Here is a 19,782-nt window from a genome sequence, read left to right as displayed (position 1 = left end):
GCCTCCACTAAGGGAGGCCGTTCTCAATGCAGCTAAGCAGTTGAATGCTTACTTGCGGTCTTCCAGCTTGGTAATGTCACGCGACTCGTAGCCGGTGTACAGCTGGCGCGGGCGGCCAATCTTGTACGGGCTGGAGAGCATTTCTTTCCAGTGGGAGATCCAGCCCACGGTCCGCGCCAGGGCGAAGATCACGGTGAACATGCTGGTTGGAATGCCGATAGCCTTGAGGATGATCCCCGAGTAGAAGTCGACGTTCGGGTACAGCGAGCGTTCGATGAAGTACGGGTCGGTCAGCGCGATCTCTTCCAGGCGCATGGCCAGTTCGAGTTGCGGATCGTTGTTGATCCCCAGTTCCTTCAACACTTCGTCGCAGGTCTGCTTCATCACGGTGGCGCGCGGGTCGCGGTTCTTGTAGACCCGGTGACCGAAGCCCATCAGCTTGAACGGATCGTTCTTATCCTTGGCCTTGGCGATGAACTTGTCGATGTTGGACACATCGCCGATTTCATCGAGCATGGTCAATACGGCTTCGTTCGCACCGCCGTGGGCAGGGCCCCAGAGTGCGGCGATACCGGCAGCGATACAGGCGAACGGATTGGCACCCGAGGAGCCCGCCAGGCGCACGGTGGACGTCGAGGCGTTCTGTTCGTGGTCGGCATGGAGGATGAAGATCCGGTCCATGGCCTTGGCCAGTACCGGGCTGATCGGTTTGATCTCGCACGGAGTGTTGAACATCATGTGCAGGAAGTTTTCCGCGTACGTCAGGTCGTTACGCGGGTACATCATGGGCTGGCCCATGGAGTACTTGTAAACCATTGCGGCCAGGGTTGGCATCTTGGCAACCAGGCGGATCGCGGAGATTTCGCGATGCTGCGGGTTATTGATGTCCAGGGAGTCGTGATAGAAGGCCGACAGGGCGCCGACTACGCCGCACATGACGGCCATCGGGTGGGCGTCGCGACGGAAGCCGTTGAAGAAGGTCTTCAACTGCTCGTGAACCATGGTGTGGTTCTTCACGGTGCTGACAAACTGGGCCTTTTGCTCGGCTGTTGGCAATTCGCCATTTAGCAGCAGGTAGCAGGTTTCCAGGTAGTCCGATTTCTCGGCCAGTTGTTCGATCGGGTAGCCGCGATGTAGCAGGATGCCATTATCGCCGTCGATATAGGTAATCTTCGATTCGCAAGAAGCGGTCGACATGAAGCCTGGGTCGAAAGTGAAACGGCCCGTGGCCGTCAGGCCCCGTACGTCGATAACATCGGGACCAACGGTGCCGGTTAAAATGGGCAGCTCGACGGGGGCTGCGCCCTCGATGATCAACTGCGCTTTTTTGTCAGCCATGTGGCCTCCTATTTATGCTTCAAATCATCAGACAGACCCCCCACGCAGGGCCCGCACCACTATATTGATATAAATCCAGATGTCAATTTGCCTAAAGTCTTGCCCCAGAAGGCTTTAACCGTACTTTTTCCTCGAAATTGCCTGCCGTTTACGCCTTTTATCCCGTCAGCGCAATCAGCTATTAGGGTGAGGGGCACGCGTTGTCATTAGTAGCCTAACTGTCTATACTCGGCCACCGACCGCCAAGGGCTTTTGGGCTTGCTTTCATTGGGGGTCGCACTCCCTGGGTGGTGCTTACCTGACCAGTGCACTCCCCAACAACTTTGCCCTGATTGTTAGGGGCTCTTCAGTGTGAAAAAAAGCCGTGAATAGCCAACGACCTGTAAACCTAGACCTAAGGACCATCAAACTCCCCATCACCGGCGTTACGTCGTTCCTGCACCGTGTTTCCGGCATCATCCTGTTCCTGGGCTTGGGCATCATGCTTTATGCATTGAGCAAATCCCTGGGTTCCGAGGAAGGATACGCCGAGGTGAAGGCATGCTTGACCAGCCCGCTGGCCAAGTTCGTAGCATGGGGCCTCCTGTCCGCTCTGCTGTATCACCTGGTAGCCGGTGTGCGCCACTTGATCATGGATATGGGCATCGGTGAGACGCTGGAAGGCGGCCGCCTGGGCTCGAAAATCATCATCGCCATTTCCGTGGTGCTGATCGTTCTGGCAGGAGTTTGGATATGGTAACCAGCGTTACGAACCTTTCGCGTTCGGGCCTCTATGACTGGATGGCGCAGCGTGTGTCTGCGGTCGTTCTCGCGGCTTATTTCATTTTCCTGATCGGGTACCTCGTTGCAAACCCTGGCATTGGCTACGCCCAATGGCACGGTCTGTTCTCCCACAACGGGATGCGTATCTTCAGTCTGCTCGCCCTTGTGGCCCTGGGCGCTCACGCCTGGGTCGGCATGTGGACCATCGCGACCGACTACCTGACGCCGATGGCGCTGGGCAAGTCCGCGACTGCAGTACGTTTCCTTTTCCAGGCAGTATGCGGCGTCGCGATGTTCGCTTACTTCGTCTGGGGTGTGCAGATTCTCTGGGGTATCTGATTCATGGCTAACATTCCAACGATTTCTTTTGACGCCATCATTATTGGTGGTGGCGGCGCCGGCATGCGCGCTGCACTGCAGCTGGCCCAGGGCGGTCACAAGACAGCCGTGATCACCAAGGTGTTCCCGACCCGCTCCCACACTGTATCGGCCCAGGGTGGCATCACCTGCGCTATCGCTTCTGCCGATCCGAACGATGACTGGCGCTGGCACATGTACGATACCGTCAAGGGCTCCGACTATATCGGTGACCAGGACGCTATCGAGTACATGTGTCAGGAAGGCCCGGCTGCGGTGTTCGAGCTGGACCACATGGGTCTGCCGTTCTCCCGTACCGAACAGGGTCGTATCTACCAGCGTCCATTCGGTGGTCAGTCCAAGGATTACGGTAAAGGCGGCCAGGCTGCCCGTACCTGCGCGGCATCCGACCGTACCGGTCACGCACTGCTGCATACCCTTTATCAGGGCAACCTGAAAGCCGGCACCACGTTCCTGAACGAGTACTACGCAGTTGACCTGGTGAAAAACCAGGACGGCGCATTCGTCGGCGTGATCGCTATCTGCATCGAAACCGGTGAAACCACCTACATCCGCGCCAAGGCTACTGTTCTGGCGACTGGCGGTGCAGGCCGTATCTACGCTTCGACCACCAATGCCCTGATCAACACCGGCGACGGCGTTGGCATGGCCCTGCGTGCAGGCGTTCCGGTCCAAGACATCGAAATGTGGCAGTTCCACCCAACCGGCATCGCCGGCGCCGGTGTACTGGTTACAGAAGGGTGCCGTGGTGAAGGCGGTTACCTGATCAACAAGCACGGCGAGCGTTTCATGGAGCGTTATGCTCCGAACGCCAAGGACCTTGCCGGTCGTGACGTGGTTGCCCGTTCGATGGTTAAAGAAATCATCGCCGGCAACGGTTGCGGCCCGAACGGCGACCACGTGATGTTGAAGCTCGATCACCTGGGTGAAGAAGTGCTGCACAGCCGCCTGCCAGGTATCTGCGAACTGTCCAAGACATTCGCGCACGTTGACCCGGTTGTTGCTCCGGTTCCGGTGGTTCCAACTTGCCACTATATGATGGGCGGCGTGCCGACCAACATTCATGGCCAGGCGATCACCCAGAACGCCGAAGGCGTGGACGAGATCATTCATGGTCTGTTCGCTGTAGGCGAAGTGGCTTGCGTATCGGTACACGGTGCCAACCGTCTGGGCGGCAACTCGCTGCTCGACCTGGTGGTATTCGGTCGCGCTGCCGGCCTGCACCTGGAAAAGGCGCTGACCGACGGCATCGAATACGATGACGCCACCGACGCCAATATTGAAGCTGCCCTGGCGCGTCTGAACGCTCTGAACGAGCGCACGGATGGCGAAGACGTGGCAACCCTGCGTCGCGAGCTGCAAAGCTGCATGCAGAACTACTTCGGTGTATTCCGTACTGGCGAATACATGCAGAAGGGTATTACCCAGCTGGCCGACCTGCGCAAGCGGATTGCCAACGTCAAGATCAACGATAAGAGCCAGGCGTTCAACACCGCTCGTATCGAAGCCCTTGAGCTGCAAAACCTGCTGGAAGTGGCTGAAGCGACTGCGATCGCCGCCGAGGTTCGTAAAGAATCCCGTGGTGCCCACGCTCGTGAAGACTATGAAGATCGCGATGACGAAAACTGGTTGTGCCACACCCTGTACTTCCCGGGTGACAAGCGCGTAACCAAGCGTGCCGTGAACTTCTCGCCGAAGACGGTTCCGACGTTTGAACCGAAGATTCGGACTTACTAAGGGTGGCTGCCATGTTGAAAGTCAGTGTTTATCGCTACAACCCTGATCAGGACGCTGCGCCGTTCATGCAGGAATTCACGGTCGATACCGGTGGTAAAGACCTGATGGTGCTGGATGTGTTGGCCCTGATCAAAGAGCAGGACGAAGGTTTCTCCTATCGTCGCTCTTGCCGTGAAGGAGTCTGCGGTTCCGACGGCATGAACATCAACGGCAAAAACGGCCTGGCTTGCGTTACGCCGCTGTCTGCCGTGGTCAAGAAAGGCACGCTCGTTGTCCGTCCATTGCCAGGTTTGCCGGTTATCCGTGACCTGGTCGTCGATATGAGCATCTTCTACAAGCAATACGAGAAGGTTAAGCCATTCCTGCAGAACGACACGCCGGCTCCGGCCATCGAGCGTCTGCAGTCCCCGGAAGAGCGCGAGAAGCTCGACGGTCTGTACGAGTGCATCCTGTGCGCTTGCTGCTCGACCTCTTGCCCGTCCTTCTGGTGGAACCCGGACAAGTTCCTGGGTCCAGCTGCTCTGCTGCAAGCCTATCGCTTCCTGGCAGACAGCCGTGACACCAAGACGTCCGAGCGTCTGGCTTCACTGGATGACCCGTTCAGCGTATTCCGCTGCCGCGGGATCATGAACTGCGTCAACGTATGTCCCAAAGGCCTGAACCCGACTAAGGCCATTGGTCACATCCGTAACATGCTGCTGCAAAGCGGCGTGTAAGACGTTGTAGTAAAAGCAGGACCGTTGTGCCCGTAAATGCTACGGCGCAGGCTTCAACCGGCGCCGTAGTTTTAACTTGAGCAGCGACTTACAAAGCCGCAGCTCTTATTTTGAAGAAATGAGACAAGCAGGGGCATTCGGGTTGGTACCCGAACTATCAGCGTGATCCTAAGTGGCTTGTTTTGGTCGCTGCACTTGGCCTTTTGCAAGCAAACTCGGTGTTTTCGCCGGTGGTGTCCCCAAATCGAGGGTGACCAAGCATGCAAGAAAGCGTGATGCAGCGCATGTGGAACAGCGGCTATCTTTCAGGTGGTAACGCTGCCTATGTGGAAGAGCTTTATGAGCTCTACCTGCACGACCCTAACGCTGTGCCAGAAGAATGGCGCACCAAATTTCAGACGTTGTCTTCAGACGGCAACGCTGCCACCGATGTATCGCATGCAACAATTCGCGATCAGTTTGTGCTGCTGGCAAAGAACCAGCGCCGCGCCCAACCGGTTTCCGCCGGGAGCGTGAGCAGTGAGCACGAGAAGAAGCAAGTTGAAGTACTGCGACTGATCCAGGCCTACCGTATGCGTGGCCACCAGGCAGCCCAGCTTGATCCGCTGGGGCTGTGGCAGCGTCCTGCACCTGCAGACCTGTCGATCAATCACTACGGCTTGACCAATGCCGATCTTGATACGATTTTCCGTGCCGGCGACCTGTTCATCGGCAAAGAGGAAGCGAGCCTACGCGAAATTCACGAAGCGTTGCAGCAGACATATTGCCGCACCATCGGCGCTGAATTTACGCATATCACCGATTCCGAGCAGCGCCACTGGTTCCAGCATCGCCTGGAAGGCGTGCGCGGCCGTCCGGTGCTGTCCGCCGATGTGCGCGGCCACCTGCTTGAGCGCGTAACTGCTGCCGAAGGCCTTGAAAAGTACCTGGGTACCAAATACCCGGGCACCAAGCGTTTCGGCCTGGAAGGCGGCGAGAGCCTGATTCCGATGCTTGACGAACTGATCCAGCGTTCCGGTTCCTACGGCACCAAGGAAATCGTGATCGGCATGGCTCACCGTGGTCGCCTGAACGTGTTGGTCAACACCTTCGGCAAGAACCCGCGCGAGCTGTTCGACGAGTTCGAAGGCAAGAAGAAGGTCGAGCTGGGTTCCGGTGACGTTAAATACCACCAGGGCTTCTCGTCCAACGTGATGACCACCGGCGGTGAAGTTCACCTGGCCATGGCGTTCAACCCATCCCACCTGGAAATCGTTTCTCCAGTGGTCGAGGGTTCGGTACGTGCGCGCCAGGATCGTCGCAACGATTCCACCGGTGAGAAGGTTCTGCCGATTTCCATCCACGGTGACGCGGCATTCGCCGGTCAAGGCGTGGTCCTGGAAACGTTCCAGATGTCGCAGACCCGCGGCTTCAAGACCGGCGGTACCGTTCACATCGTTATCAACAACCAGGTTGGTTTCACCATCAGCAACCCGCTGGACGCGCGCTCTACCGAGTACGCGACCGACGTTGCCAAGATGATCCAGGCGCCGATCCTCCATGTGAATGGGGATGATCCGGAAGCTGTATTGTTCGTGACCCAACTGGCCATTGACTACCGCATGCAGTTCAAGCGTGACGTGGTCATCGATCTGGTTTGCTACCGCCGTCGCGGTCACAACGAAGCGGATGAGCCTAGCGGCACCCAACCGTTGATGTACCAGCAGATCACCAAGCAGCGCACCACCCGTGAGCTGTACGCCGAAAGCCTGACCAAGGCCGGTGTGCTGGATGAAGCGCGTGTTCAGGCGAAGATCGATGAATACCGCAACGCGCTGGACAACGGTCTGCATGTAGTAAAAAGCCTGGTCAAGGAGCCGAACAAAGAGTTGTTCGTGGACTGGCGCCCGTACCTGGGCCACGCCTGGACTGCGCGTCACGACACCTCGTTCGATCTGAAGACCCTGCAGGAACTGTCCGCCAAGCTGCTGGAAATCCCGGAAGGCTTCGTGGTACAGCGCCAGGTTGCGAAGATCTACGAAGACCGTCAGAAGATGCAAGCCGGCGGCCTGCCGATCAACTGGGGTTATGCCGAAACCATGGCATACGCGACCCTGGCATTCGAAGGTCACCCGATCCGCATGACCGGCCAGGACATCGGCCGTGGTACGTTCTCGCACCGTCACGCGGTATTGCACAACCAGAAAGACGCAGGCACCTACATCCCGTTGCAGCACCTGTATGAAGGCCAGCCACGTTTCGATCTGTACGATTCGTTCCTGTCCGAGGAAGCCGTACTGGCCTTCGAATACGGTTACTCGACCACCACGCCAAACGCGCTGGTGATCTGGGAAGCCCAGTTCGGCGACTTCGCCAACGGCGCCCAGGTGGTAATCGATCAGTTCATTACCAGTGGCGAGCACAAGTGGGGCCGTCTGTGCGGTCTGACCATGTTGCTGCCGCACGGTTATGAAGGTCAGGGGCCGGAACACTCCTCGGCCCGTCTGGAGCGTTACCTGCAATTGTGCGCCGAGCACAATATCCAGGTGTGCGTACCGACTACCCCGGCCCAGATCTACCACTTGCTGCGTCGCCAGGTGATCCGCCCGCTGCGCAAGCCGTTGGTGGTGCTGACTCCGAAATCGCTGTTGCGTCACAAATTGGCCATCTCGACCCTGGAAGATCTGGCCGATGGTTCGTTCCAGACCGTTATCTCGGAAATCGACACCCTGGACGCGGCCAAGGTCACTCGCCTGATCCTGTGCAGCGGCAAGGTCTACTACGACTTGCTGGAAAAACGTCGTGCCGAAGGCCGCGAAGACATCGCCATCGTGCGTATCGAGCAGCTTTACCCGTTCCCGGAAGACGACCTGATGGAGGCCATTGCGCCTTACAACAACCTCACCAATGTGGTGTGGTGTCAGGAAGAACCGATGAACCAGGGCGCGTGGTACAGCAGCCAGCATCACCTGCGTCGCAGCATCGGCAACCACAACAAGGCCTTGAGCCTGGAGTATGCCGGTCGTGATGCTTCTGCTGCACCTGCTTGTGGTTATGCATCGATGCACGCCGAGCAGCAGGAAAAACTGCTGCAAGATGCTTTCACTGTTTAACGCCTTCGCGCTGACTGAAACCGAATTTTAAGGACCCACAGATAATGGCTATCGAAATCAAAGCCCCGTCATTCCCGGAATCGGTTGCCGATGGCACCGTTGCCACTTGGCACAAGAAACCAGGCGAGGCCGTCAAGCGTGACGACCTGATCGTCGACATCGAGACTGACAAGGTCGTGCTGGAAGTGTTGGCCGAAGCCGACGGCGTCCTGGGTGCCATCGTTGCCGAAGAGGGCGCGACCGTCCTGTCCAACCAGGTTCTGGGCTCGATCGAAGCGGGTAGCGCTGCTGCCGCTGCTCCAGCCGCCGCTGCTCCGGCTGCCGCACCGGCTGCCGCCGCTCCGGCCGCTGGTGGTGAAGATCCAATCGCTGCACCGGCTGCGCGTCAGTTGGCTGAAGAAAATGGCATCAACCTGGCTTCCATCAAAGGCACTGGCAAAGACGGCCGTGTGACCAAGGAAGACGTGGTAGCTGCTGTTGAAGCCAAGAAAAACGCTCCGGCTGCCGCGCCTGCCAAGGCTGCTGCCCCGGCTGCCGCTGCTCCTGTGTTCGCCGCTGGCGACCGCACCGAGAAGCGCGTACCGATGACCCGCGTTCGTGCCACCGTGGCCAAGCGCCTGGTTGAAGCACAGTCGAACATGGCGATGCTGACCACTTTCAACGAAGTCGACATGACTGAAGTCATGGCCCTGCGTTCGAAGTACAAGGATCTGTTCGAGAAGTCCCACAATGGCGTGCGCCTGGGCTTCATGTCGTTCTTCGTGAAAGCGGCCACCGAAGCGCTGAAACGCTTCCCGGCAGTCAACGCTTCCATCGACGGCGGCGACATCGTCTACCACGGTTATGCTGACATCGGCGTTGCCGTCTCCAGCGACCGTGGCCTGGTGGTACCGGTCCTGCGTAACGCCGAGCTGATGAGCCTGGCTGAAATCGAAGGCGGCATCGCTGGCTTCGGCAAGAAAGCCCGTGACGGCAAGCTGACCATCGACGAGATGACCGGCGGTACCTTCACGATCACCAACGGTGGTACTTTCGGTTCGATGATGTCGACCCCGATCGTCAACCCGCCGCAAGCCGCGATCCTGGGCATGCACAACATCATCCAGCGTCCTATGGCCATCAATGGCCAGGTCGTGATTCGTCCGATGATGTACCTGGCACTGTCCTACGATCACCGCCTGATCGATGGTAAAGAAGCCGTGACTTTCCTGGTGACCATCAAGAACCTGCTGGAAGATCCAGCTCGTCTGCTGCTGGATATCTGATAAAGCGGCCGTGAGCTGCAAGTTTCAAGCTGCAAGCAATTGCAGCCTGGCTTGTGGCTCGGGCTTGAAGCTTTTTTGCTAAAGAGGATTTTTTTTCATGTCGCAGAAATTTGACGTTGTAGTGATTGGTGCGGGCCCTGGCGGCTACGTTGCCGCCATCAAGGCCGCTCAACTGGGCCTCTCGACTGCTTGCATCGAAAAATACACCGACAAGGAAGGCAAACTGGCGCTGGGCGGTACTTGCCTGAACGTGGGTTGCATTCCTTCCAAGGCGCTGCTGGACAGCTCCTGGAAATTCCACGAAGCCCAGGACGGTTTTGCCATCCACGGCATCAACCACGCTGGCGTGACCATGGACGTGCCAGCAATGGTCGGCCGCAAGGCCAACATCGTCAAAGGCCTGACCTCTGGCGTTGCTACCCTGTTCAAGGCCAATGGCGTCACTTCCCTGCAAGGTCACGGCAAACTGCTGGCCGGCAAGAAAGTTGAAATCACCAAGCCAGATGGTTCGACCGAAATCATCGAAGCCGAAAACGTGATCCTGGCTCCAGGTTCGCGTCCAATCGACATTCCACCGGCTCCAGTTGATCAGAACGTGATCGTGGACTCGACCGGTGCCCTGGAATTCCAATCGGTACCAAAACGCCTGGGCGTGATCGGCGCTGGCGTAATCGGCCTGGAACTGGGTTCGGTCTGGTCCCGCCTGGGTTCCGAAGTGACCGTACTGGAAGCCCTGGACACGTTCCTGCTGGCTGCCGACACCGCGGTGTCCAAAGAAGCGCTGAAAACCCTGACCAAACAAGGTCTGGACATCAAGCTGGGCGCTCGCGTGACCGGTTCGAAAGTCAACGGCGAAGAAGTTGTCGTGACCTACACCGACAAGGATGGCGAGCAGACCATCACTTTCGACAAGTTGATCGTTGCCGTTGGTCGCCGTCCAGTGACCACTGATCTGCTGGCGTCTGACAGCGGCGTGACCATCGACGAGCGTGGCTTTGTGCATGTCGACGATCACTGCGCTACCACCGTTCCTGGCGTCTATGCCATCGGTGACGTGGTTCGCGGCATGATGCTGGCACACAAGGCATCCGAAGAAGGCATCATGGTGGTTGAGCGCATCAAGGGTCACAAGACCCAGATGAACTACGACCTGATCCCTTCGGTTATCTACACCCACCCGGAAATTGCATGGGTTGGTAAGAACGAACAGCAGTTGAAAGCTGAAGGCGTTGAAGTTAACGTCGGCACCTTCCCGTTTGCCGCTTCTGGCCGTGCCATGGCAGCGAACGACACTGGCGGTTTTGTCAAAGTCATCGCTGATGCCAAGACTGACCGCGTATTGGGCGTCCACGTAATTGGCCCAAGCGCTGCAGAACTGGTTCAGCAGGGCGCTATCGGTATGGAATTCGGCACCAGTGCCGAAGACCTGGGCATGATGGTCTTCTCCCATCCGACCCTGTCCGAAGCGTTGCACGAAGCAGCGTTGGCTGTGAATGGCGGCGCCATCCACATCGCCAACCGCAAGAAGCGCTAAGCGAGATAATAAGAAACCACGGCGGAGTTGCCCGTCGTGAGCCTTGCGCGCAAGACTCACCGCGGAATATCCGCTGGACGCAGTCTTGTGCAGCTTGACCGGGCTTAAGTTCGGCAAGTTGTGCGAGCAGCAGTCACAGGTGGCGCGGCACTCATAATGAGCGCAGCGCCGAATGCGCAGTACCTAACGAAGACGGTAAAAAGCATGAATCTTCACGAGTATCAGGGTAAGCAGCTGTTCGCTGAATACGGCCTGCCAGTTTCCAAGGGCTACGCAGTAGACACCCCGGAAGCAGCAGCAGAAGCTTGCGACAAAATCGGCGGCACCGAGTGGGTTGTCAAAGCCCAGGTCCACGCTGGTGGTCGCGGTAAAGCGGGCGGCGTTAAGCTGGTTCGCAGCAAAGAAGACGCCAAGGCCTTCGCACAGCAGTGGCTGGGCAAGCGTCTGGTGACTTACCAGACTGACGCCAATGGCCAGCCAGTCACCAAGATCCTGGTTGAATCGTGCACTGATATCGCTAAAGAGCTGTACCTGGGCGCTGTCGTTGACCGTTCGAGCCGTCGCATCGTGTTCATGGCTTCCACCGAAGGTGGCGTGGACATCGAGAAGATCGCTCACGAAACCCCAGAAAAAATTCTCAAGGCCACTATCGATCCACTGGTTGGCGCTCAGCCATTCCAGGGTCGCGAGCTGGCTTTCCAGCTGGGTCTGGAAGGCAAGCAAGTTGCCCAGTTCGCCAAGATCTTCGTAGGTCTGGCCAAACTGTTCCAGGATCACGATCTGGCCCTGCTGGAAGTGAACCCGCTGGTGATCAAGGCTGACGGCGATCTGCATTGCCTCGACGCCAAGATCAACATCGACGCCAACGCCATGTACCGTCAGCCTAAGCTGAAGACTTTCCACGATCCGTCGCAAGACGATCCGCGCGAAGCGCACGCTGCCAAGTTCGAACTGAACTACGTAGCCCTGGAAGGTAACATCGGTTGCATGGTCAACGGTGCTGGCCTGGCCATGGGTACCATGGACATCGTCAACCTGCATGGCGGCAAACCAGCCAACTTCCTCGACGTGGGCGGTGGCGCTACCAAAGAACGCGTTACCGAAGCGTTCAAGATCATCCTGTCCGACTCCAACGTCGCTGCAGTACTGGTCAACATCTTCGGCGGCATCGTTCGTTGCGACATGATTGCCGAAGGCATCATCGGTGCAGTGAAAGAAGTCGGCGTGAAAATCCCGGTTGTTGTACGCCTTGAAGGTAACAACGCTGAACTGGGCGCTAAAGTACTGGCAGAAAGCGGTTTGAACATCATCGCTGCTACCAGCCTGACCGACGCTGCTCAACAAGTTGTCAAAGCTGCGGAGGGCAAATAATGAGCGTCCTGATCAATAAAGACACCAAAGTTATCTGCCAGGGTATTACCGGTTCGCAAGGTAGCTTCCACACCCAGCAAGCCCTCGAATACGGCACCAAGATGGTCGGTGGCGTAACTCCGGGCAAAGGCGGCACCGAGCACCTGGGTCTGCCAGTGTTCAACACCGTGAAAGAAGCTGTTGCTCAAACTGGCGCCACCGCCAGCGTGATCTACGTTCCAGCTCCTTTCTGCAAGGACTCCATCCTGGAAGCAGCATTCGGCGGCATCAAGCTGATCGTTTGCATCACCGAAGGCATTCCTACCCTGGACATGCTGGACGCTAAAGTTAAGTGCGACGAGCTGGGTGTTACCCTGATCGGCCCTAACTGCCCAGGTGTGATCACCCCAGGCGAATGCAAGATCGGCATCATGCCAGGTCACATTCACTTGCCAGGCAAAGTCGGTATCGTTTCCCGTTCCGGCACCCTGACCTACGAAGCTGTGAAGCAGACCACTGACGCCGGTTTCGGTCAGTCGACTTGCGTCGGCATCGGCGGTGACCCGATCCCAGGCTCGAACTTCATCGATATCCTGAAACTGTTCCAGGAAGACCCGAAGACCGAAGCGATCGTAATGATCGGTGAGATCGGCGGTTCGGCTGAAGAAGAAGCGGCTGCCTACATCAAGGCACACGTGACCAAGCCGGTTGTTTCCTACATCGCTGGTGTGACTGCCCCTGCGGGCAAGCGCATGGGCCATGCTGGCGCAATCATCTCTGGCGGCAAGGGCACTGCAGACGAGAAGTTTGCTGCCCTGGAAGACGCAGGCGTGAAAACCGTGCGTTCGCTGGCAGACATCGGCAAGGCTTTGTCCGAGCTGACTGGCTGGGCGATCAAGTAAGCCTCGCGCTTAACTGACGCTTCACCACACAAAGGCCACCTTCGGGTGGCCTTTGTGCTTTCTGCAAGTTACTGAAGATCAAAATGTGGGAGCGGGCTTGCTCGCGAATGCGGTGTATCAGTTGATACATTCAGTGCTGACCCACCGCATTCGCGAGCAAGCCCGCTCCCACATTTGTTCGTATTGTTAAGTTAAGTATGAAAACGCGACATCAAAGTGTCGCTTATCGGACAGCCCGCCCCGCAACAGTGCGTTTGTCAGGCAATTTCTGTACGCTAGCCGCCTCTTTATGCGCCTGCATCCCAAAAGGAAGCCGCGTGCTAGACCGGCCGGTCCCCATAAGGGCCGGTAGCATTTCCCTCATCCATAGGGAATCCCTCTCTAAATTCCGATTCAGTAGTGTGGTATTTCCTCAAATGAAAGTGTTGAAAAGCCAGGATATCCTGGCGTTGGGCTTTATGACTTTTGCCCTGTTCGTGGGCGCCGGCAACATCATCTTCCCGCCTATCGTCGGTTTGCAGTCCGGGCCTCATGTCTGGATGGCAGCACTGGGCTTCCTGATCACTGCGGTCGGCCTGCCGGTCGTTACGGTCATCGCCTTGGCCAAGGTCGGCGGTGGTATGGACGCATTGAGCAGCCCAATCGGCAAGATCGCCGGTGGCATCCTGGCTGCAGCGTGCTACCTGGCTGTCGGCCCGCTGTTCGCCACGCCACGTACTGCAACGGTCTCGTTCGAAGTAGGCCTGGCGCCATTGACCGGTGAAAGCCCGCTGGCCCTGTTCCTCTACAGCTCGGTGTATTTCCTGCTGGTGTTCTTCATCTCCCTGTACCCAGGGCGCCTGTTGGATACCGTCGGCCGTTTCCTCGCGCCGCTGAAGATCAGTGCGCTGGCGGTACTGGGTATCGCAGCCTTTGCCCTGCCTGCGGGTGATATCGGCGTTGCTACACCTGAATACGTTGCGGCACCGTTTTCCCAAGGCTTTATCAATGGCTACTTGACCATGGATACCCTGGGCGCGCTGGTGTTTGGCATCGTCATCGTCAACGCCATTCGCTCCCGTGGCGTAGAGTCTCCACAGTTGATCACCCGCTACGCAATCATCGCCGGGCTGATTGCCGGCGTGGGCCTGGCGCTGGTGTATATCAGCCTGTTCCGCCTCGGTTCGGGCAGCCATGAAGTGGCTGCCGGCGCAGCCAACGGCGCGGCGGTATTGCACGCTTATGTGCAACACACCTTCGGCTCCCTGGGCAGCGGTTTCCTCGCGGTGCTGATCTCCCTGGCGTGCCTGGTAACGGCGGTGGGCCTGACCTGTGCCTGCGCCGAGTACTTCAGCCGAGTGCTGCCGCTGTCCTACAAGACCCTGGTAGTGATCCTGGCCGCGTTCTCGCTGCTGGTCTCCAACCTGGGCCTGACCAAGCTGATTGCGTTCTCGATTCCGGTACTGACCGCCATCTATCCGCCGTGCATCGTTCTGGTGGCCCTGAGCTTCTGCAAGGACTTCTGGCATGAGCATGGCCGCATCCTTGGCCCGGTGATGCTGGTGTCGTTCATCTTCGGTACCATCGACGCGCTCAAGGGCGCTGGCCTGGCCGGTTGGATGCCTGCGCAAATGGCTAACCTGCCATTGAGCGAGCAAGGCCTGGCATGGCTGGTACCTTGTGTGATTACCCTGGTGGCTGCATTCGGGGTTGACCGTATGCTGGGCAAACGCAGCGAAGCCATCGCCTAAAGCGAGCTGTTATCCGCAGACAACGAAATGCCCCGTATCAATCGATCCGGGGCATTTTTTATGGGCGATGGGCAGTGTCTTTTTTTGTGGGCTAACGTCGAACGGGTACGCAATTCTAAAGCTCAAGCGCGGCGGGTGTAGGAACTGGCTTGCCAGCGATAGCGGTATATCAGTCGGCCTGATACTGACTGAAAGGACGCCATCGCCGGCAAGCCTGCTCCTACAGTTGGCCGAGTTAGCCAGCCCTATTGTTTAGAGGACCCGCATGTCGTTCGTCGAAGCCAACCTGATCCACTTGCTTGCTGCGCTATGGTTTGTCATCTGTTGGGGCGGCTATACCCGCTACGCCAGTTGGAAAGCCCGAGACACGGCCTGTCTCGCCAGTGTGCTGCACCTGTATCGCGAGGACTGGATGCGCCGCATGCTCCTGCGGGACAACCGCATTGCCGACGCCAGTGTGATCGGCAATCTGGAGCGCAACGCCTCGTTCTTTGCCTCCAGCACCCTGATCATCCTCGCCGGTATCCTCACTGTGCTCGGGGCTTCGGAGCGCGCCGTCTCGCTGCTGGCGGACATTCCCATGGTGCAGCAGGCGTCCCAGGGCATGTCGGAGATCAAGCTGCTGTGCCTGGCCCTGGTGTTTGTCTACGCCTTCTTTACCTTCAGTTGGTGCATGCGCCAGTACAACTTCGCGGCGATCCTGATTGGCTCGGCGCCGATGGTCGGTGAGCGTCACGTCTCCGAGCAGGAGCGCAAGGCGTTTGCCTCGCGGGCAGCGCGGGTGATCTCCATGGCTGCCAACCAGTTCAACTTCGGCCTGCGTTCCTATTACTTCGGCATGACCATGCTTGCCTGGTTTGTCAGCCCCTGGCTGTTCATGCTGATGAGCAGTGGGGTGGTGCTGGTACTGTACCGGCGGGAATTTCATTCCGACGTTCTGGAGGTCATGGTCTATACCCCTACAGAGGCACCGATGCCTGAAGCGACCAAGGAGGCTATATCGTGAGTATTCCGTTCTGGTGTGTATTTATCAGCGCAGTGCTGATTTTCGTGGCACGCATGCCGGTGGGCAAGGCGATGAAAGAGCAGGGGGGGTATGACAACCACCTTCCCCGCAATCAACAGGCGCAGTTGACCGGCTTCGGCGCGCGGGCAGTGGCTGCGCATCAAAACAGTTTTGAAGCGTTTATCTTGTTTGCGGCGGGAGTCTTGATGGCCCATACCACCCAGACCCAGGGCTACCTGATTGACTGGCTGGCGATCATCTTTGTGATTGCGCGGGTAATCTATCTAGCCTGCTATTGGGCCGACTTGGCCTGGCAACGCAGCCTGGTGTGGTTGGTGGGGTTGCTGTGCTCACTATTGTTGATGGTTAGTCCTACATTTCGCACTTTGCTGATCTGATAAAAGTCCCGCACAAAGTAAAGCCCGCTATGTAAGCGGGCTTTCTTTTGCAACATGGTATTTAAACCGCGGTATCAGGAACCGGTTGCAGGTGTAGCTGGAGCAGCTTCTTTAGCGGCGGCTGCGTCAGATTCAGCTTGGGCTTTGGCGGCTTCGGCGTTTTCTTTTGCAGCGTCGTTCACTTTATCCTGAGCTTCGCTCATTTTTTCTTGAGCTTGTTCAGCATGCTGGTTGGCATCCTGAGCTTTGTCCTCGGATTTTTTATCGCAGGCAGCGAGGCCAAGGGCGGCAGCCAACATCAAGGAAACAGCGAAAGTCTTGCGCATGGGGTGTTTCTCCTTATTGAAGATATCTACTGGCCTTTCGAGCATGGGGTGCCTGCATTAGTTCCTTTAATCCCACAGATATATAAGACGTTTCGCCAAGGAACTTTCTTCCGGGGTATTTCTTTCGCCGGATCACTACTAATAAGAGTCTTTATCCAATGACCGATAGCCCCCTTTTAGAGCGTGCCGCACGGTTTGTCTCGGCCCTGCGTCATTGTCAGGTGCTGGGAATCGAGGTGCATGATGCGAACGCCGAGGGCATGACCTTGCGCTTGCCCTACAGCCCGCAGATCGTCGGTGATCCACAAACCGGGATCATCCATGGCGGCGCCTTGACCTCGCTGATGGACACGGCCTGTGGCATGGCCACCCTGTGCGTGCTGCCGGAGTTCGAGGTCTGCCCGACCCTGGATCTGCGCATTGACTATATGCACCCGGCCGAACCGCACAAGACGGTATTCGGCTTTGCCCAATGTTACCGAGTGACCAGCGACGTGATTTTCACCCGCGGTTTTGCTTACCAGGACGATCCCCAGCAGCCGATTGCCCATGTGGTGGGTACGTTTATGCGTATGGGCAAGCGATTGAAGGGCACCAAGGGACTGGGTAGCAGCATCAAGGGAGAACAGGCATGACCCATCAATTCAAGACCCGGATGCAGCAGGCCCACCAACGCGGCGACTATAAGGCGTTGCTCGAGCTGATTCCCTACGCGCGTCTGATCGGCGTCGAGTGCTCGCGTCTGGGGGATGAACTGTTGTTCCGCATGCCGGCCAGCAAGGACAATATTGGTAACCCGATATTGCCAGCTATCCATGGTGGCGTGATCGCAGGCTTTATGGAATTGTCGGCGGCCTTTCACCTGTGGGTGGCCACGGGTACCCCAGGGGTTGAAAAAGGCCTGCCCAAGATCGTCGATTTTTCCCTGGATTACCTGCGGGCCGGGCAGTTTCGTGACACTTACGCCACCTGCCAGGTATGGCGTCAGGGACGGCGGGTGGCCAATGTGGCAATCACCGCCTGGCAAAGCACCCCAGCCGAGCCTATTGCCACCGCTCGTGCGCATTTCAAGATTCAGGAGCAGGGCCACCCTTGAAATCCTGGTCTTAGCCCCCAACTTTGATGACAACCCGCCGCCAACCCTCTCGGGCGCGGCCACTGCCATCCAATTGGAGTTTGATGACCATGAGTGTGGAAACTCAAAAGGAAACCCTGGGCTTCCAGACCGAGGTGAAGCAGCTGCTGCACCTCATGATCCATTCGCTGTATTCCAACAAGGAAATCTTCCTTCGCGAATTGATCTCGAACGCCTCTGACGCTGTCGACAAATTACGTTTCGAAGCCCTGTCCAAGCCTGAGTTGCTGGAAGGTGGTGCGGAACTGAAAATCCGTGTGAGCTTCGACAAGGACGCCAAGACCGTCACCCTCGAAGACAACGGCATCGGCATGAGCCGTGAAGACGCGATTACCCACTTGGGCACCATCGCCAAATCCGGCACCGCTGATTTCATGAAGAACCTTTCGGGCGACCAGAAGAAAGATTCGCACCTGATCGGTCAGTTCGGCGTGGGCTTCTACTCGGCCTTTATCGTCGCTGACAAAGTTGAAGTGTTCAGCCGTCGCGCCGGTCTCGACGCCAGCGAAGGCGTGCACTGGTCTTCCAAAGGCGAGGGCGAATTCGAAATCGCCACCGTCGACAAGGCTGATCGCGGTACCCGCATCGTGCTACACCTAAAATCCGGTGAGGACGAATTCGCCGATGGTTGGCGCCTGCGCAACATCATCAAGAAGTACTCCGACCATATCGCGCTGCCCATCGAACTGCCGAAAGAGCAAGCGGCTGCCGAAGGCGAGGAGACGCCAGCCCAGGAATGGGAAGTGGTCAACCGCGCCAGCGCTCTGTGGACCCGTCCGCGCACTGAAGTGAAGGACGAGGAATACCAGGAGTTCTACAAGCACATCGCCCATGACTACGAAAACCCGCTGAGCTGGAGCCATAACAAGGTCGAAGGCAAGCTGGAATACAGCTCACTGCTGTACGTCCCGGCCCGTGCTCCGTTCGACCTGTACCAGCGCGAAGCGCCCAAGGGCCTGAAGCTGTACGTACAGCGTGTATTCGTGATGGATCAGGCAGAGTCCTTCCTGCCGCTGTACCTGCGCTTTATCAAGGGTGTGGTCGACTCCAACGACCTGTCGCTGAACGTGTCGCGGGAAATCCTGCAGAAAGACCCGATCATCGACTCCATGAAGTCGGCATTGACCAAGCGTGTTTTGGACATGCTGGAAAAGCTGGCGAAGAACGAGCCAGAGCAATACAAGGGCTTCTGGAAAAACTTCGGCCAGGTCATGAAAGAAGGCCCGGCGGAAGATTTTGCCAACAAGGAAAAAATCGCCGGCCTGCTGCGTTTTGCTTCGACTCAAGGCGAGGATGGCGAGCAGGTGGTGTCCCTGGCCGAGTACCTGGCGCGCGCCAAGGAAGGTCAGGACAAGATCTACTACCTGACTGGCGAAACCTATGCCCAGGTCAAGAACAGCCCGCACCTGGAAGTCTTCCGCAAGAAAGGCATCGAAGTGCTGCTGCTCACCGACCGCATCGACGAGTGGCTGATGAGCTATCTCAGCGAGTTCGACGGCAAATCCTTCGTCGACGTGGCCCGTGGTGACCTGGACCTGGGTAACCTGGACTCCGAAGAAGAGAAGAAAGAAGCCGAAGAAGTGGCCAAGGCCAAAGAAGGCTTGGTTGAGCGCATCAAGACCGCCCTGGGCGATGCTGTCAGCGAAGTGCGGGTTTCCCACCGTCTGACTGACTCCCCGGCGATCCTGGCCATCGGCGAGCAGGACCTGGGCATGCAGATGCGTCAGATCCTCGAAGCCAGCGGGCAGAAGGTGCCGGATTCCAAGCCGATCTTCGAATTCAACCCGGCTCACCCGTTGATCGAGAAACTCGACGGCGAGCAGAGTGAAGAGCGCTTTGGCGACTTGTCGCACATCCTCTTCGACCAGGCGGCCCTGGCCGCAGGGGACAGCTTGAAAGACCCGGCCGCCTACGTGCGCCGACTGAACAAGCTGTTGGTTGAACTGTCGGTTTAACAACGTTGCAAGAAAACCCCGCTTCGGCGGGGTTTTTCGTTATGGCTCCACTGTAGGCGCGAGCTGGCTCGCGAAAAAACGTCTGATCACTGCGTTCATTCAGCATGTGCGCGTTATCGTTGACGTTCTTCGAGAGCCAGCTCGCTCCTACGGGGAAC

17 protein-coding genes are annotated in these 19,782 nt (G+C 57.7%); 15 read left to right on the top strand and 2 right to left on the bottom strand.

Features of this window, described 5'->3' with window-relative positions:
- Positions 1-48: 48 nt before the first annotated feature.
- On the bottom strand, positions 49-1,338 hold the full coding sequence (gltA, locus tag HBO09_RS06365) for a citrate synthase (RefSeq protein ID WP_003222994.1): 1,290 nt from the start codon (positions 1,336-1,338) through the stop codon (positions 49-51).
- Positions 1,339-1,702: 364 nt separating this feature from the next.
- On the opposite strand from gltA, the gene sdhC reads away from it, so the two are divergent.
- From sdhC to HBO09_RS06305, 12 genes are all read left to right on the top strand, one after another.
- Positions 1,703-2,077: a succinate dehydrogenase, cytochrome b556 subunit gene (gene sdhC / locus HBO09_RS06360; protein WP_003172804.1), complete on the top strand. Its 375-nt coding sequence runs from the start codon at positions 1,703-1,705 to the stop codon at positions 2,075-2,077.
- Positions 2,071-2,439, top strand: a complete 369-nt coding sequence (gene sdhD / locus HBO09_RS06355) for a succinate dehydrogenase, hydrophobic membrane anchor protein (RefSeq protein WP_029292670.1) — start codon at positions 2,071-2,073, stop codon at positions 2,437-2,439. The genes sdhC and sdhD overlap by 7 nt, the downstream gene beginning before the upstream one ends.
- A gap of 3 nt (positions 2,440-2,442) precedes the next feature.
- Positions 2,443-4,215, top strand: a complete 1,773-nt coding sequence (gene sdhA / locus HBO09_RS06350; protein WP_169994344.1) for a succinate dehydrogenase flavoprotein subunit — start codon at positions 2,443-2,445, stop codon at positions 4,213-4,215.
- An 11-nt stretch (positions 4,216-4,226) separates the two neighbouring features.
- Complete coding sequence (locus HBO09_RS06345) at positions 4,227-4,931, top strand: succinate dehydrogenase iron-sulfur subunit (protein ID WP_169994342.1); 705 nt, start codon at positions 4,227-4,229, stop codon at positions 4,929-4,931.
- Positions 4,932-5,191: 260 nt separating this feature from the next.
- Positions 5,192-8,023: a 2-oxoglutarate dehydrogenase E1 component gene (locus HBO09_RS06340; protein ID WP_169994340.1), complete on the top strand. Its 2,832-nt coding sequence runs from the start codon at positions 5,192-5,194 to the stop codon at positions 8,021-8,023.
- Between the two features lie 44 nt (positions 8,024-8,067).
- The gene (gene odhB, locus HBO09_RS06335; protein WP_169994338.1) at positions 8,068-9,288 is read left to right on the top strand and encodes a 2-oxoglutarate dehydrogenase complex dihydrolipoyllysine-residue succinyltransferase; all 1,221 of its coding nucleotides are present in this window, start codon (positions 8,068-8,070) and stop codon (positions 9,286-9,288) included.
- Between the two features lie 97 nt (positions 9,289-9,385).
- Complete coding sequence (gene lpdA / locus HBO09_RS06330; RefSeq protein WP_029292680.1) at positions 9,386-10,822, top strand: dihydrolipoyl dehydrogenase; 1,437 nt, start codon at positions 9,386-9,388, stop codon at positions 10,820-10,822.
- Between the two features lie 204 nt (positions 10,823-11,026).
- Positions 11,027-12,193, top strand: coding sequence for an ADP-forming succinate--CoA ligase subunit beta (gene sucC / locus HBO09_RS06325; RefSeq protein WP_003233235.1), 1,167 nt, complete (start codon positions 11,027-11,029; stop codon positions 12,191-12,193).
- Positions 12,193-13,074, top strand: a complete 882-nt coding sequence (gene sucD / locus HBO09_RS06320; protein WP_057438865.1) for a succinate--CoA ligase subunit alpha — start codon at positions 12,193-12,195, stop codon at positions 13,072-13,074. The genes sucC and sucD overlap by 1 nt, the downstream gene beginning before the upstream one ends.
- A 416-nt stretch (positions 13,075-13,490) precedes the next feature.
- Entirely contained in the window at positions 13,491-14,804 is a 1,314-nt protein-coding gene (brnQ, locus tag HBO09_RS06315) for a branched-chain amino acid transport system II carrier protein (RefSeq protein WP_169994336.1), read from the top strand.
- 265 nt (positions 14,805-15,069) lie between these two features.
- On the top strand, positions 15,070-15,810 hold the full coding sequence (locus HBO09_RS06310; RefSeq protein WP_169994334.1) for a DUF599 family protein: 741 nt from the start codon (positions 15,070-15,072) through the stop codon (positions 15,808-15,810).
- Positions 15,807-16,208: an MAPEG family protein gene (locus HBO09_RS06305; RefSeq protein ID WP_169994332.1), complete on the top strand. Its 402-nt coding sequence runs from the start codon at positions 15,807-15,809 to the stop codon at positions 16,206-16,208. The genes HBO09_RS06310 and HBO09_RS06305 overlap by 4 nt, the downstream gene beginning before the upstream one ends.
- A 74-nt stretch (positions 16,209-16,282) precedes the next feature.
- Here HBO09_RS06305 and HBO09_RS06300 read toward each other — a convergent pair whose 3' ends face one another.
- Positions 16,283-16,534 carry a hypothetical protein gene (locus HBO09_RS06300; protein ID WP_029292691.1) on the bottom strand — a complete coding sequence of 84 codons (252 nt, stop codon included), beginning with the start codon at positions 16,532-16,534 and terminating at the stop codon, positions 16,283-16,285.
- A gap of 158 nt (positions 16,535-16,692) precedes the next feature.
- On the opposite strand from HBO09_RS06300, the gene HBO09_RS06295 reads away from it, so the two are divergent.
- The 3 genes from HBO09_RS06295 (at position 16,693) to htpG (ending at position 19,624) form a co-directional block, all read left to right on the top strand.
- Positions 16,693-17,169: a PaaI family thioesterase gene (locus tag HBO09_RS06295; RefSeq protein ID WP_070995402.1), complete on the top strand. Its 477-nt coding sequence runs from the start codon at positions 16,693-16,695 to the stop codon at positions 17,167-17,169.
- Positions 17,166-17,630, top strand: coding sequence for a PaaI family thioesterase (locus tag HBO09_RS06290; protein WP_169994330.1), 465 nt, complete (start codon positions 17,166-17,168; stop codon positions 17,628-17,630). Before HBO09_RS06295 ends, HBO09_RS06290 begins: the two co-directional genes overlap by 4 nt.
- Before the next feature lie 89 nt (positions 17,631-17,719).
- A complete protein-coding gene (gene htpG / locus HBO09_RS06285; RefSeq protein ID WP_169994327.1) occupies positions 17,720-19,624 on the top strand; it encodes a molecular chaperone HtpG in 1,905 nt (634 codons plus the stop codon).
- The last annotated feature ends 158 nt before the right edge of the window (positions 19,625-19,782 follow it).

The sequence above is a fragment of the Pseudomonas sp. WS 5027 genome (assembly GCF_012985695.1).
In the GTDB taxonomy this organism is placed as follows: domain Bacteria; phylum Pseudomonadota; class Gammaproteobacteria; order Pseudomonadales; family Pseudomonadaceae; genus Aquipseudomonas; species Aquipseudomonas hygromyciniae.
Note: the sequence above shows the minus strand (reverse complement) of the source record. Positions and strands in the feature narration are given on the sequence as shown.